13 protein-coding genes and 1 pseudogene are annotated in these 13319 nt (G+C 66.0%); 4 read left to right on the top strand and 10 right to left on the bottom strand.

The genetic code is table 11. The annotated features are described in order from the left end of the window. Positions 1 to 491: 491 nt before the first annotated feature. The gene (locus G3N97_RS29920; RefSeq protein WP_241030914.1) at positions 492 to 707 is read right to left on the bottom strand and encodes a hypothetical protein; all 216 of its coding nucleotides are present in this window, start codon (positions 705 to 707) and stop codon (positions 492 to 494) included. 152 nt (positions 708 to 859) lie between these two features. Here G3N97_RS29920 and G3N97_RS29925 point away from each other — a divergent pair, with 152 nt between their 5' ends. After that, complete coding sequence (locus G3N97_RS29925; RefSeq protein ID WP_205996553.1) at positions 860 to 1297, top strand: hypothetical protein; 438 nt, start codon at positions 860 to 862, stop codon at positions 1295 to 1297. Between the two features lie 13 nt (positions 1298 to 1310). On the opposite strand, the gene G3N97_RS29930 is transcribed toward G3N97_RS29925, so the two are convergent. The 5 genes from G3N97_RS29930 to G3N97_RS29950 all read right to left on the bottom strand — a co-directional run bounded on the left by G3N97_RS29930 (position 1311) and on the right by G3N97_RS29950 (position 7445). Beyond that, a complete protein-coding gene (locus tag G3N97_RS29930) occupies positions 1311 to 2393 on the bottom strand; it encodes an ABC transporter permease (protein ID WP_205996554.1) in 1083 nt (360 codons plus the stop codon). A gap of 4 nt (positions 2394 to 2397) precedes the next feature. Then, positions 2398 to 3417 (bottom strand): ABC transporter permease, encoded by a 1020-nt coding sequence (locus tag G3N97_RS29935; protein WP_205996555.1) that lies wholly within the window; start codon positions 3415 to 3417, stop codon positions 2398 to 2400. Positions 3418 to 3521: 104 nt separating this feature from the next. Continuing rightward, the gene (locus tag G3N97_RS29940; RefSeq protein ID WP_205996556.1) at positions 3522 to 5105 is read right to left on the bottom strand and encodes a sugar ABC transporter ATP-binding protein; all 1584 of its coding nucleotides are present in this window, start codon (positions 5103 to 5105) and stop codon (positions 3522 to 3524) included. 14 nt (positions 5106 to 5119) lie between these two features. Further along, complete coding sequence (locus G3N97_RS29945; RefSeq protein ID WP_205996557.1) at positions 5120 to 6157, bottom strand: ABC transporter substrate-binding protein; 1038 nt, start codon at positions 6155 to 6157, stop codon at positions 5120 to 5122. Positions 6158 to 6359: 202 nt separating this feature from the next. Then, a complete protein-coding gene (locus G3N97_RS29950) occupies positions 6360 to 7445 on the bottom strand; it encodes a LacI family DNA-binding transcriptional regulator (RefSeq protein ID WP_205996558.1) in 1086 nt (361 codons plus the stop codon). A 296-nt stretch (positions 7446 to 7741) separates the two neighbouring features. On the opposite strand from G3N97_RS29950, the gene G3N97_RS29955 reads away from it, so the two are divergent. Further along, the gene (locus G3N97_RS29955; RefSeq protein ID WP_205996559.1) at positions 7742 to 8752 is read left to right on the top strand and encodes an aldose 1-epimerase; all 1011 of its coding nucleotides are present in this window, start codon (positions 7742 to 7744) and stop codon (positions 8750 to 8752) included. A gap of 32 nt (positions 8753 to 8784) precedes the next feature. Here G3N97_RS29955 and G3N97_RS29960 read toward each other — a convergent pair whose 3' ends face one another. After that, complete coding sequence (locus tag G3N97_RS29960; protein WP_346778141.1) at positions 8785 to 9048, bottom strand: hypothetical protein; 264 nt, start codon at positions 9046 to 9048, stop codon at positions 8785 to 8787. A gap of 402 nt (positions 9049 to 9450) precedes the next feature. Here G3N97_RS29960 and G3N97_RS29965 point away from each other — a divergent pair, with 402 nt between their 5' ends. Further along, positions 9451 to 10812 (top strand): MFS transporter, encoded by a 1362-nt coding sequence (locus G3N97_RS29965; RefSeq protein ID WP_205996560.1) that lies wholly within the window; start codon positions 9451 to 9453, stop codon positions 10810 to 10812. Between the two features lie 135 nt (positions 10813 to 10947). Here the strand turns inward: G3N97_RS29965 and G3N97_RS29970 are convergent, their stop codons facing one another. Beyond that, the gene (locus G3N97_RS29970; RefSeq protein WP_205996561.1) at positions 10948 to 11772 is read right to left on the bottom strand and encodes a CAP domain-containing protein; all 825 of its coding nucleotides are present in this window, start codon (positions 11770 to 11772) and stop codon (positions 10948 to 10950) included. Between G3N97_RS29970 and G3N97_RS29975 the strand changes: the two genes are divergently transcribed. After that, positions 11771 to 12229 carry a hypothetical protein gene (locus G3N97_RS29975; protein ID WP_205996562.1) on the top strand — a complete coding sequence of 153 codons (459 nt, stop codon included), beginning with the start codon at positions 11771 to 11773 and terminating at the stop codon, positions 12227 to 12229. The two genes, G3N97_RS29970 and G3N97_RS29975, sit on opposite strands and share 2 nt — an antisense overlap. 365 nt (positions 12230 to 12594) lie before the next feature. On the opposite strand, the gene G3N97_RS29980 is transcribed toward G3N97_RS29975, so the two are convergent. After that, positions 12595 to 12948 carry a DOPA 4,5-dioxygenase family protein gene (locus G3N97_RS29980; protein WP_205996563.1) on the bottom strand — a complete coding sequence of 118 codons (354 nt, stop codon included), beginning with the start codon at positions 12946 to 12948 and terminating at the stop codon, positions 12595 to 12597. A 146-nt stretch (positions 12949 to 13094) separates the two neighbouring features. Beyond that, a pseudogene (locus G3N97_RS29985) lies at positions 13095 to 13319 on the bottom strand (threonine ammonia-lyase, biosynthetic); the annotation flags it as partial.

The raw sequence follows: 13319 nt of genomic DNA on the forward strand, positions 1-13319 counted from the left end.
ACTTTAGTGTGAGACTCTTGATACTTTTGCTTCTCCTGACCGGCTCCGAAGAACCGCTCAGGTCGCATCACCTATCAAGCGCCCACACTTATCGGCTGTAAATTTTTAAAGATCGCGTCGCCCAAACCGCCCGGCTCGACTGCCGCACCGTAGTGCGCTGTTACTACCCGGCGTTTGCTGCGTTGCTGCGTCAGCAGCAGAGAAACGAGATTATGAAGGCTCTTTTTCGTTTCGTCAACATCTTTTTTTGCGCTACCGCTTAAAAGCTTGTTGAACCTGCGAACCCGCTTGTTTCGTCGCGGGCTTCGCTGCAGCGTGTTGCTTGTTGCGTGCAGCGAAGGGGGCGAATCTTAGCGAAGCGATAGCATTCGCGCAAGCCCCATCGCGAAAATAATCCACAAAAGAAAAGAGGCGCTCCGCGCCTCTCTCGACTTCAGCCTGTTTCAGCCGACCTCAGGCAGCTGCTGCCATCACCCAGCCGCCCCGCTTCTCTATGACTTGCTGCCCTTCGGCGGCTTCTTGAACATCGCCTTGCACGGCGGCGACAGCTCGTCGTAGTGCTGCTTCATGCACACGGTGATCTTCTCTTTATTAGGAATGTCGCTCGCACAGAAGTGGAACGCGTCACCACGGCAAGCGTGCTCCTGTTCGTCTTGCGACGCCGCGTAACTCGCGCCTGCCACGCCGATCAACGCGAATCCGAGCATCCACGCGGCCGCTCGCAGGGTGTGAGTGTGCTTTGTCATATCGCTGTCCTCGTTGAGCGTAGTCAGCGACGGACTGCAAAGCTCGTTCCCGGCACGCCGTCTGCGCGCCCGGAAGATCCCATGACGAGGCGCTGCCCCGCAGCGTAACCACCATGAAGACCGCGATTGAACGTCTCGCGACCGGCGCCGCCTGCGCGCTCGCCCTGGCCGCGCCGCTCACCGTCCACGCCGACGACAGCGCCAGCCCCTGCGCCGCACTCAAACGTATCGTCGCCGCCGCGCCGCAGCGCTTCGCCGGACTGAGCCCCGACGATGGCCGCGCCGTCGCGCAACCCTATGGCGACGACGCCCAATGCGCCGCCAGCCGCGGCACCTATCAGTGCCTGTGGAGCGGGCGCGACGCCGGCTCGGGAACGAACGCGCTGGAAGGCGTCGGGGCCGACATCGCCTCGTGCCTGCCCGACGCCACGCACGACGTCAACTCGCCCGGCCGCCAGCACTTCTATCTGGGCGCGCGCGGCAGCCGCACCGAAATCACCGCCCAGACCGACGGCGGCGCGCGCGTGAAGCTGACCGTCTCTCATCAATAAGCCGCAGCCGACCTCAGCCCGCCGCGCCTTTCGCCTCGCGCTTGCTTGCACCGCCGCGCGGCTTGCCCGATCCCGGCGTCGAACGCGCGACGCCGTGTCGACGCCCGGTCAGCACGGTCTGCACGATCACCGCCGCAAGCAGGAACGCGCCGCTCGCGAGATTCTGATAGTAAGGACTGAGCGTGCCGACCTGATTGATCACGTTATCGATCACGCCGAGCAACAGCACGCCCGCGAGCGGCCCCGCCATCGTCCCGACGCCGCCCGTCAGCAGCACGCCGCCGATCACAGCCGCCGCGATCGACTGCAACTCGTAACCGGTGCCCGCCGCCGCCAGCCCCGAATCCAGATGCGAGGCCAGCAGCGCGCCCGACAAACCGGCCAGCGCCCCCGACAACCCATAAGCGAGCACCTTCACGCGCTCCACGCGCACGCCGAGCATGCGCGCCGCCTCCTCGTTGCCGCCGATCGCGAAAATCGCCGCACCGAAACGCGTGTGATTGAGCAGCACCGCGCCGAGTCCGTAGACCACCGCCAGCACCCAGATCAGATTGCTGATGCCAAAAATCGCGCCGTTCGCGATATGCGCGAAGAAGCCCGGATTCGCGATCAGCAGATCCTGACTCGCCAGCACGAGCGCGAAGCCCTTTAATCCGAGCAACGCGGCGAGCGTGACGATGAACGGCGCCATCTTCGCGCGCGCGATCAGCAGACCGTTGACCAGTCCGATGACGAAGCCCGCCGCGACCGGCGCGAGTAGCGCTGCGCCCCATCCGTAGGGCGCAGCATACGCCGACAGCACCGTGCCGAGCCCGACCATCGAGCCGACCGACAGATCGAAGCCGCCCAGAATGATCACGAGACTCTGCCCGACCGCGACGAGTCCGAGAAACGCGCTGTTCGAGACGATATCGGCGAGATTGGAGAAGTGCAGGAAGTCGGGGAACACGAGGCCCGCGATCAGCGCGACGACCACCAGCATGCCGATTGCGCCGCGCGACTGCACGAGCGCAATGATCCGCGCGCGTCGTCCGCCATTCGTAGCGTTAGTGGCGCTCGTGGCGTTCACAGGAGTCGATGTCGTTTCGTGTGCCATCGCTTCACGCTCCCGAGCGCTGCAGATACAGCGCGACGACGATGAACACCGCCTTCAGGATCTGCGCATACGTAAAGCTGATGTTGTTCATGATGAAGCTCGCATCGAGCACCTGAAGCAGCAACACGCCGAACACCGCGCCGACGATCGAGATGCGTCCGCCCGACAGCGGCGTGCCGCCGATCACCGAGGCCGCGATCGCATCGAGTTCGAAGTTCACGCCCACGTAATTAGGATCCGCCGCGCCGAGCCGCGAGGACGCGAACAGCCCCGCCAGTCCCGCGAGCGTGCCGCTCACGGCGTAGACCAGAAACAGCGTGCGGCGCACCGGAATGCCCGCGAGGAACGCCGCGCTGCGACTCGCGCCAACGAGAATCGTGTAGCGCCCAAAGGTCGTGCGGCGGACCACGAACGCCACCACCACGGCCAGCGCGAGCGCGATCAGCATGACGATGGGCACCGGTCCGAACGCGCCCGCGCCGAGCAGATCGAAGGCGGGCGCATCGGGCAGATTCACGCGCGAGCCGCCGAGCAGCGCCTGCGCGAGTCCGCGCGCCGCGACCAGCAGCGCGAGCCCGGAAATCAGCGGATCGATCGCCAGCAGCGCGACCAGCGCGCCGTTGCACAAGCCCGCCACAGTCCCCACCGCAATCGCGCCGACGATCGCCGTGCCCACGCCATAAGGCAAAAACACGGCGATCGAAGCACTCGCGAGCGCCATCACCGAGCCGACCGAAAGGTCGATGCCGCGCGTCGCGATGGCGAGGTTCTGGCCGAGCGCGATCAATACGATCGGCGCCGCCTCGAACAGCAGGCTGCGCGCGGCGAACGGATTCTTGAAACCGGGCGTCACGATCAGGTTGAACACGACGAGCGCCGCCAGCGCGAAATACACGCTGTGCTCGCGCAGCACCACGCGCCAGGCGGCGGGGCCGCGCGACGCCGCTTCGGGCTGATCGGCGCGCGGCGCGGGGAAATTCGAGGGGCTCAAGCGTTCCTCGTTCGATTCAATGTTGGTCGCCATCGGTACGGGATTCGTCGATTGTGCGTCGTTTAGGCGTCGTGTATGCGCTTCCTGGGGATACGAGCGCGTTGAGGTTCAGCGGTAAGCGATACGGTCAGACGCGCTCACGCACCGCCGCTGTCCGGGCCAGCGTCCGCAACCTGGCCCGCCAGTACGGCCAGCACGTCGTCGGGATGCGCGCCCGCGGTCGGCATGCCGCCGTGCGTCGCGCCCTCGTTGAGCATCACGAGGCGGTCCGTCAACGCGAGCAGTTCTTCCATCTCCGAGGACGTGACGACGACCGCGAGCCCTTCCTGCGCAAGCTGCTGCACGACGCGATGCACTTCCTCCTTCGCGCCGACGTCGATGCCGCGCGTCGGATCGTCGAGCAGCAGCACGTCGGGTTGCGTCGACAGACAGCGCGCAATCAGCGCCTTCTGCTGGTTGCCGCCCGAGAGCGTGGTGATCAGCGCGCCGGGTCCTGCCGTCTTGATGCCGAGCCGCGCAATCGCCTCGCGCACCACCTGCGCTTCCTTCGCGCGCGAGATGAAACCGAAGCGCGAAATGCGCGGCAGCAGACTCGCGACGATGTTCTCGCGCACCGACAGCCGCGGAAAAATCCCTTCGGCGCGCCGGTCCTCGGAGAGAAACGCGAGACCGCGTCCGATCGAGCGCGCGGGCGTGGCGTGCGTGAGCGCGCGGCCCGCGAGACGCACGTCGCCCGCATCGGGCTTTTGCGCGCCGAAGATCGTCTTGAAGGTTTCCGTGCGGCCCGAGCCGAGCAAGCCGGCCAGCCCGACGATCTCGCGCGGCGCCACGCGCATCGTCACGTCGCGCACGCGGTTGCCCCATTGCAGGCCGTCGACTTCGAGCGCGGGCGTCGTGCTCGCGCCGGCGTCGGCCTGACCCGAGCGGTCGGTCCACGCGTGCTCGCCCGCACTTTCACGGCCAAGCATCGCAGCGATCAGCGCGGCCCGCGGCAACTCTTGCGGCGTGCCGGTGCGCACCACCGCGCCGTCGCGCATCACGGTGAAACGGTCGCACAGGCGATAGCACTCGGAAAGCCGATGGCTCACGAACAGCAGCGCAATGCCTTCCGCGCGCAACGCGTCGACCACATCGAACAGCACGTCCACTTCCGCGCCGCTGAGCGCCGAAGTCGGTTCGTCGAGAATCAGCACGCGCGCGCCGAGCGAGACGCCGCGCGCGATCGCCACCATCTGCTGCGCGCCGAGCCCGAGCGTGCCGAGCTTCGCCGCCGGATCGACTGCGAGCCGGTAACGCTGCACGATCTGCGCCGTGCGTTCGAGCATCTGCTTTCTATCAGTCAGGATGCCGAAACGTTTTGGCTCGTGACACAGAAAAATATTGTCGGCGACGCTGCGCTCGGGAATCAGGTTGATCTCCTGATACACGGCGCACACGCCCGCGCGCTGCGCGGCGCGCGGACTGTCGAAAGCGACGCTCGCGCCGTCGAGCGCGAGCGTGCCTGCGTCGGGCTGATGAAAACCCGTCAGCACCTTGATGAGCGTGGACTTGCCCGCGCCGTTCTCGCCGACCAGGCCGTGCACTTCGCCGGCGCGCAAGGTGAGCGAGACGTCGCGCAGCGCGCGCACGACGCCGAAGGTCTTCGAGACGCCGCGCGTGTCGAGCACGGCGCGCGGCGTCGTATCAGCGACCGGGTGGGCGGGGGCTGCGTCCGTCGTCATCGCCGGGCCGCCGCTCAGTAGACCTTGCCCGCCGCGAGCGACTGCTTCGCGTTGGTCTTGTCGAACAGCGCGTCGTCCATGATCTGCTTTTGCGCGACCGGCTTGCCCGCGAGCCAGTCCTCGAGCGACTTGAACGCGAGCGGCCCGAAGCGCGGATTGGTTTCGACGTCCGCCGCGACGGTGCCCTGATCGATATCGGTGACGATTTCCTTGGTGCCGTCGATCGACACGATCTTCACGCCCTTGAGCTTGCCCGCCTGGCGCAGCGCGGTGATCGCGCCGACCGTCATGGTGTCGGCGTGCGTGTAGACGGCGTCGACGTCCGGATGCGCGAGCAGGATCTGCTCCATCACTTTCTGCGCTTCGGTGGTCGACCAGTTGGCCGTCTGCGCGGCGGCGATCTTCATGTTCGGATAAGCCTTGAGCCCCGCCGCGAAACCGTCGGTGCGCTGGCTTTCGACCGTGTTGCCGTAGCCGCCCTGGATTTCGGCGATCACGGCCTTGCCGCCGGTCGCGTCCGCGAGCGCCTTGGCCGCGCGCTCGCCCTGCTTGTAGAAGTCCGAGCCGAGGAAGGTGATGAAATCCTCGCAGACCGTGCCCGCCGTCTGACGGTCGATCGTGACGACCGGAATGCCCTTGGCGCGCGCCTGCGCGAAGGCGGGTTGCAGGCCGGTCGAGTCGTTCGGCGCGACGATCAGCGCCTGCGCGCCCTGATTGATCATGCTTTCGATGTCGGCGACCTGCTTGGCCTGGTTCGCATTGGCGTTCGTATACAGGAGCTTCACGCCCGCCGCCTTCGCGGCCGCGCGCACCGACGCGGTTTCCGTCGCACGGAACGGGTTCTGTTCGTTCTCCGATTGCGAGAACCCGACCACCATGCCGCTCAGTTTCAGGTTGGACGGCTTGGGATTCGTGCAGGTCTCGCTGGAATTGGCCTGGACCTTCTGCGCGCCGGCGTCGGACTGCGCATAGGCGCTGCTCGAAGCGAACGCGGCAAGCGCCGCGCACAGACCGGCGGCAAAGAGGGCGGACTGGATTCGTTGATGACGCATGGCTGTCTCCTGTTGACCGCGGGGGCACTGAGGCTCTTGGGGCGGTCCCATGCAAAGCGGTGAAATGACGTGGACGGTACGGGCTGCGCGCCCTCCCGCTGCCTTGTTGTCTTTCTGTCTTCCTGATCTCCGGCACACGCATCTGCATGGTGCGTGCGACGGATATTACGGCCACTGCTCCAACTAATATTACCAGTCAGAATTAGGAGATATTAATGAGGGTATTCACGGGTGCCGCGGCGGTGCTGGGCGCACAGACCGAGGCGCGCTCGATGAGCGGCCCGTCGAGCTTGACGGTGCGATGGCGCACGGGCGCGCCGGCGCTGCGGTTCTGCTCTTCCTGGAGCAGTGTGTCGACGGCCCAGCGGCCGAGCTCGTAATTCGGCAGCACGACCGTGGTCAGCGCCGGGTGCGTGTGACGGGCGATTTCCTGGTCGTCGTAACCCATCACGGAGACGTCCTCGGGCACGCGCAGACCGAGTTGCTTGAGCGCCTCGATCGCGCCGATCGCCATCAGGTCGTTGGCGCAGAAAATGGCCGTGGGCGGCTGCGGCTCGCGCATCAGCGAGAGCGTGAGCTCGAAACCCTGGTCCGGGCTCCAGTCGCCGTCGCGCACGAGGCGCTCGTCGAACAGCAGATCGGCGGTCGCGAGCGCCTGCCGATAACCCTTGAGACGATCCTTCGCGGCATCCTGCCAGGTCTCGCCGTTGATGAAGCCGATACGCCGGTGGCCCGCCGCGATCAGATAGTCGGTGGCCGTGTGACCGCCCGCGACTTCGGCCGGCACGACCGAGGAGAGCGCGTGGTCCGACGCGTAGCAGTTCAGTAGCACCGCCGGCACCTTGAGCAGCGCGGGCGGCACCGCGACCTTGCGCGTGTAGACCGTGGCGTAGATCACGCCGAGCACGTTGGGCATCGCGAGCGTCTGCAGCACCTGTTGCTCCATCTGCGCGTTGCCGTGCGTGGAGAACACCGCGAGCACGCAGCCCGCGTTCCAGGCGGCGTCGCGCGCGCCGTCGATGCTCACGACCGGATGCGGACTGGTCGACACCTCGTCGGCGACATAGACGATCAGGTTGCGATCGCCCGCGCGCGCGGGCGGCTGCGCGGCGCGTACGGGCAACTGATAGCCGAGCTGCTGCGCGACTTCGTGGACCTTGTTGCGGGTGGCGTCGGAAAGCTTCGCGCCGACCGCGCCATTGAGAACGAGAGAGACCGTCGATTGCGACACGCCCGCGGTCTTCGCGATATCGGTCATGGTCGGACGGCGCTGGGTCGATTTTTTCATCGGATGCGAGGTGAGCCGCGGATCGTGCGGATTGGCCGCAAATCGAGCCGCCAGGCGTGCCGCGAAGCGCTTTGCCGACGGCGTCGCGATTCGCCGCATGGCGGCCGGAAGGCGGCGCGGGCCGGGCCCGCGCTGTTGGGCCGAAGCGTAGCACTAATATTTTTGCCAAACAATTAGCGTAAATCGCCATACGACACCCGCCGCTCCCTGCGTCAATCGCGGCTATATTATTTTTTATTAGTAATAATTTCGAAGCCATTCCGACTCGCTCTTCCCCGCTTCCGGAGACCGCGCCTTTGACCGCCTCCTCGCCACGCCGGGCCTCGACCGCCCGTGCCTCCCTCGCCGCCTCGCCGACGCCGTTCGACGCCGCCGCGCTCGACGACGGCCAGCTCATCGCGCTCGCGCACGGCGCCTCGCGCGCGCTGATCGCCCCGCACGTCGGCGGCTCGATTGCCGCTTTTTACGACGACGATCCGGTCCACGGCGCGCAACACTGGCTGCGCCCCGCAACGCCGGAGGCGCTCGACGCACGCGATCCGCTCGGCATGGCGAGTTTTCCGCTGATGCCGTACTGCAACCGCATCCGCGACGGACGCTTTCGCTTCGAAGGCGAGATGATCGATCTGCCGAGCGGCACGGGCGCGCTGCGGCACGCGCTGCATGGCCATGCGTGGCGGCGGCCGTGGAACGTCGAAGCGCGTGACGCCGGTTCGGTCACGCTGCATTTCGTGCACGAGGCGCCCGCGCGCGGCGGCGAGGGCTGGCCGTTCAGCTATGAGGCGCGCCAGCACATCACGCTCGACGAAAGCGGGCTCGCCGTGCGGCTCTGGGCGCGCAATCTCTGCACGCGCGCCATGCCGTTCGGCTTCGGCCATCACCCGTACTATCCGCGCCCGCCCGGCACGCGCATCGCCGCGCGCGTGCGTGCGATGTGGGAGATCGACACCGAGGTGCTGCCGGTCACGCTGAGCGCGCATCCGGCCGTGGAGGCGCTCGAAGACGGTCTCGTCGTCGACGAATTCGATCTCGACAACAATTTCTCCGGCTGGCGTCGCGAGGCGCTGATCGAGTGGCCGGTTGAAGGGCGGCGCCTCACGCTGCGCGCGAGTGCGCCGCTCGACTACTTCGTGCTCTATAGCGCGGCGGGATTGCCGTGGTTCTGCGCGGAGCCCGTCAGCAACACGACGGACTGGCTGAATCTGCAACTCGACGGACTTGCGGGCCGCCTCGATGTGGGCGGCACCGTGCTCGCGCCCGGCGAGAGCGTCGAGGCGCACCTCGCCTGGCTACCCGGACGGATCTAGCGCGGAAGTACTCACCCGAGCATCGCGCCGCCTCACATACCGGACGAGGTGCGCACGCCCGCTTGCGGCGCACCGTATCCGCCCGCCTGCGCGTTGTTCGGCAGACCGTTGGCGAGCTGACCGCGCGGATCGGTCGGCCCGACCGGCAACTCGCCCGCCTGACGGTTGCCGTGCGTGGGATATTCGCTGCCGCGCGGCGCGTCCGGCATCAGCTGAAGGCCGTTTTGCGGCGAACGCAGATCGTCCGCGGAGGAAAGCTGCGCGAATGCGCTACGCGCGGGCAGCGCGGCGGCCACCGCAACGGTGGCGGCAACGAGGACGAGCGCGCCAGCGCGCGCCTTGGGGAAAAACGCCGGGATCTTCACGTCGGACTCCTTCGGCCATCCAGGCCGGATCGCTACTCCACACTATGCAACGCCAGGCTCGATGCTGCTTCGACACGCCGGAAAACGGCGTGTTCGACTGGCTCGCGCCCGTTCGGGTGGGCTCGCCCGCCCTGCACGCACCGGCCGTCTGCAAAGATACGAAGCGCGCCGTCTCGCGGATGCGTCTCGCACGCCAGTCCGCCGCCCTCACTCGATAATGTCCCCGATATCGGCCGCGCACGCACGGGCGTACTATTCGTGCTCGGCATTTCAAGCATAAGAAGCGTGCGCCGCGCGAACCCACGCGCGCGTTCACGCAACGAGGAGACATTCATGAGTCGCAGTCCCGCCGTCAACGTTCAGACGTTTCTCAACGAGTATCCGTTTTCGCCGTTCCAGTGGTTCATCTTCGCGATGTGTTTCGCGATCGTCCTGCTCGACGGCTTCGACACGGCGGCGATCGGTTTCATCGCGCCGTCGCTGCTCGGCGAATGGGGCATCGCCAAACCCGCGCTCGCGCCGGTGCTCAGCGCCGCGCTGTTCGGCCTCGCGTTCGGCGCGCTCGCCTCGGGCCCGCTCTCCGACCGGCTCGGCCGCCGCGCGATGCTGCTCGGCTCCGTGCTGGTGTTCGGCGTCGCGTGCCTCGGCTCGGCGTTCGCCACCACCATCGACCATCTCACCTGGCTGCGCTTCGTCACGGGCGTCGGGCTCGGCGCGGCGATGCCCAACGCGGTCACGATGATGGGCGAATACTGCCCCGACAACCGCCGCGCGACCATCATCAATCTGATGTTTTGCGGCTTCCCGCTCGGCGCGGCGTTCGGCGGTTTTCTCGCCGCGTGGATGATCCCGCACTTCGGCTGGCGCAGCGTGCTCGTGCTCGGCGGCGTGACGCCGCTCGTGCTGGCCGTGCCGCTCGCGCTGCGCATGCCCGAATCGGTGCGCTACATGGTGGCGAACGCGAAACCCGCCGAACGCATCCGCGCCGCGCTCGCGCGCGTTTCCGCCGATGCGCTCGCGGCCCAGTCGTTCACGATGACCGAAACCGCGCCGCACGCCGAAGGCAAGGGGCTCGGCGTGGTGCTCTCGGCCCGCTATCTGATCGGCTCGGTGATGCTGTGGATCGCCTATTTCATGGGCCTCGTGATCTTCTACGCGTCGATCAACTGGATGCCGCTGCTGCTCAAGGACGCCGGCCTGCCGCCCGCGCACGCGACGCTGATCGCCGCGCTGTTCCCGCTCGGCGGCATCGGCGCGGTGCTGTGTGGCGTGCTGATGGACCGCTTCAACGCCAATCGCATCATCGCGGCCTGCTACGCGCTCACCGCGCTGTCGGTCTGGCTGATCGGCCAGGCGGTGGGCAACGTCGGCGCGCTCGTGCTGATCGTGTTCGTGGCCGGCGTGCTGATGAACACCGCGCAGTCGTCGATGCCTGCGCTCGCCGCCGCCTTCTATCCGACCCAGGGCCGCGGCACGGGCGTCGCGTGGATGCTCGGCATCGGACGCTTCGGCGGCATCGCGGGCTCGTTCCTCGTGGCCGAACTCGCGCGCCGACATTTCTCGTTCGCCGGCATCTTCGCGACGATCGCCGTCGCGGGTCTCGTCGCCGGCGCGGCGCTGCTCGTGAAACAGGCGGCGCGGCCGCAGGCGATCGAGGCGACGCGCGCGGCGAAAACCGAATCGTTCGGGCATTGAGGCGCTCAGCCCGCACCGCACGCTGGCGCGCGCTCGACGCGCGCGCATGAAAAAAGGGGCCGCTCGATGCGGCCCCTTTGTTTTGCTGCGTACGACGCGCTACGCGTTGCGCGCTGCGCGCTGCGTTCGCGGCGATCAGAACTTCGGCAGCGGACGGCTTTGCGTGCTTTGCACCGCCGAATGCGCGACGCCCGATGCGGCCGTCGTGAACGTCCACGCCACGTTGATCGAGTACGTCTTGCTCGACGAATCGGTCAGCACGCCGGTCACCTGCACCGTGTAGGTCGTGCCGCTCGCGAGCGCCGTGTACGGCACGCACATCGCCCCGTTGCTGAGTTCGGACGGCGTGGTTTGCGGCGTCTGCGCCAGACAGGACACGCTCGCGCCGCTCGCCGACGTGATCGTGAAGTTCAACGAGCTGAGCGTGGTGCCGAAGGCACTCTGGATCGTCACCGGATAGCCGACCGTCGTATTTTCGTAAGTCGGCTGGCTCGCGAACGGGTTCGGATCTTCGTTCGAGAACCAGCTCGTCGGCACGCCCTGCTGGCCGGAGTACGGATACGCGACGAGCGTGGTGGCCGACATCGTGTCGGCGCCCTTGCTGCCGAAGTCGATGTTGAATGCCTCCCAGCTCGCGTTCTGCATGGAGCCGACGCCCATCAGCGTGAAGTCGTCGAGCATGACGATGCGATGGAACGGCGCGGCGAACAGCGTTTCGACCGGCGACAGGCTGTCGTTGAACGCGGCGGGCTGACCGGCCACCACCACTTCGCCCATCATCGCGTACGAGCCTTCGGCCTCGATGCGGTCGTACGGCGATGCGCCCGTGTAACCCGTGTTGCCGGAAACTTCGGTGTGGCCGTAGGTCTGGTTGTCGACCAGATAGGTTGCGTGGTCGAGCGACGCCGTGGCGAGCCCGGCGTCCGTCGGCAGCGTGGCGAGGCCGACGTTCTGGCGCATGGCGTTGAGCCAGGCGATGCCGTCGGTGGTCGCGTTGCCGCTGGCCGAAGGCAACGTCGTGGCGGTTGCGGCGGGCGCGAGCAGCGCAACGTCGCTCGAGCCCGCGCTGCCGGTGGTCGGCACGCTGGTCGCGGACGAGCGCGACGAGCTGCTGCCGGAAGAGTTGGTGGATGACGAGCCGGACGAGGCGGACGAATCGCCGCCACCGCCGCCGCCACAAGCAGCGAGAAGCGTAGCGGCCAGCACAGCAGCCGCTTCGAGTTTGAGTCTGGAAAACCGCATGACAAGCCTTTTGTTGTTTATTCGAGAAGTCGCCCCGGCCGGTGTAATGCCGGTTATTTCTGGCGCGTCCATTACTGCCCTTACTCCCTCTGCGTCACGATGCGAACATCGTTCGACAGCTTTCAATCCGGCAACGAAATTCGATTGCAGAAAATTGATTGCGCGTCCTGACTAACGGCAGAACACGAATGAACTTGAGCAGGACGCGAGAGAGAATCAGAACGTTTTTTTGCCGGACGTAGCTGGCAAAACGCGCGATTATGCAGGAATGCAAAGAGGGCTGGAACAGCGAATTGACGCACCGTTTTCGACTGACGAATTAGCGTCGCTTTAAAGGCGCTTTAGCGGTAAAAATTACGCCGACATTGAAGCGATTGGCGCGATTTATTGTGGTGCACAGCGTGCACATTGGCGGGGATTTGTGCGGCTCTTCAGGGCCGCTTTAAAGACTTATTATTCACACGATTAGCGTGTTTTATTTGGCATCCGAATCAACGGATCAGCGCAATGTGTCGCCGTCGTGACGTGCGTGAAGAAATCTCACACGCCGAATGCGCCGAGATTGAGCGTGTGCGAACGGCCAATCCACACTGCGGAATCGCGATGATCGCGCAGCGAATCGGAGGTATTCGGATGCACGAATACGTCGAAGCGGCCGTGATTGAGCGTGAGCCATGCGAAGACGTCGGCGAAATCGGCGTTGGCAATTGCCAGCTGATACGACCACATCGGATGCGGCCCAACCGGACGTTCGTGGAAACGACCGATTTGCACAACATTGCCCCAGCGCGCGTCGATGATTTCGCGCAAGGCCCAGGCGGCATCGCGCGTATCGGCATCGAAATAAATGTGAGCGTGCCAGCCGGTGATTTCAGTGGGATCGATTCGATTCATGGTGAGGCGCCTGAAGAACGGAAGTGCGGGAATCCAGCGGAAGATCGAATCGATATTTTGCCGCGAATCGCGGCGCCGTGTTCCCGGCCTCGCAACACATCAAGCAGGAGGCGCGGGAACGTTCATCCAATAGTCAGGATATCGAATTACTTGAGGAACAAGCGATACGCCGGATTCTGCGTCTCTTCGTAATGCGGATAACCGAGCGTGGCGAGGAAACGTCGGAACTCGGCGTCTTCAGCCGCCGGCACCTGAATTCCGACCAGAATCGAGCTGTAATCCGCGCCCTGATTGCGGTAGTGGAACAGGCTGATGTTCCAGTTCGGCGCCATCGACGACAGGAAGCGCATCAGCGCGCCCGGGCGCTCCGG

The sequence above is a fragment of the Paraburkholderia sp. Ac-20347 genome, assembly GCF_017104805.1.
Taxonomy (GTDB): Bacteria; Pseudomonadota; Gammaproteobacteria; order Burkholderiales; family Burkholderiaceae; genus Paraburkholderia; species Paraburkholderia tropica.